The 517-nt window shown below is 18.8% G+C and carries 1 protein-coding gene; it reads right to left on the bottom strand.

Annotated elements, in window-relative coordinates:
- The coding region (locus G3997_RS04360) for a hypothetical protein (RefSeq protein WP_330616209.1) at positions 1–517 on the bottom strand (517 nt) is incomplete at both ends.

Genomic DNA, 517 nt, shown 5'->3' with positions numbered 1-517 from the left:
ATTTTCAAAATAATTTTTTATTTTATTATGMTTATCTATAAAAACAATATTTTCTGTATTTTTATGATAGTTTATTATCAACTCTATTATTTGATTTAAGGATTCTACTTCTCTTACTCCAGAAACATTTTTATAAGTTAAAGCTTTTTCTATATTATCCATATCACTTGTAGCAAAAAATGATGTTGGAATATCTTTAAATAAATCTTCTTTATATTTTAAATAAAACTCTAAAGCATTATCATCACCTATAAGTATTCCTTCAAGATTTTTATAAGTTGTAATATTATATTTTAATAAATTATAGAAATCACTTTCATTTACTTTATTATCAAATGATTCAGAATTCATATATTGAATTTGTAAATTAAATTCATCTTCTAAAACAGATTCAATTCCCTCAATTTGGTCTTTAAATGAAATAAAGTTCGGACTAAAAGAACTTATAAATAAAATTTCTTTTTTATTTACTCCATATGATTTATTAATATTACCTATAATAATAATAAATAATACT

This window comes from Romboutsia sp. 13368 (genome assembly GCF_018336475.1).
Lineage (GTDB): Bacteria > Bacillota > Clostridia > Peptostreptococcales > Peptostreptococcaceae > Romboutsia.
Note: the sequence above shows the minus strand (reverse complement) of the source record. Positions and strands in the feature narration are given on the sequence as shown.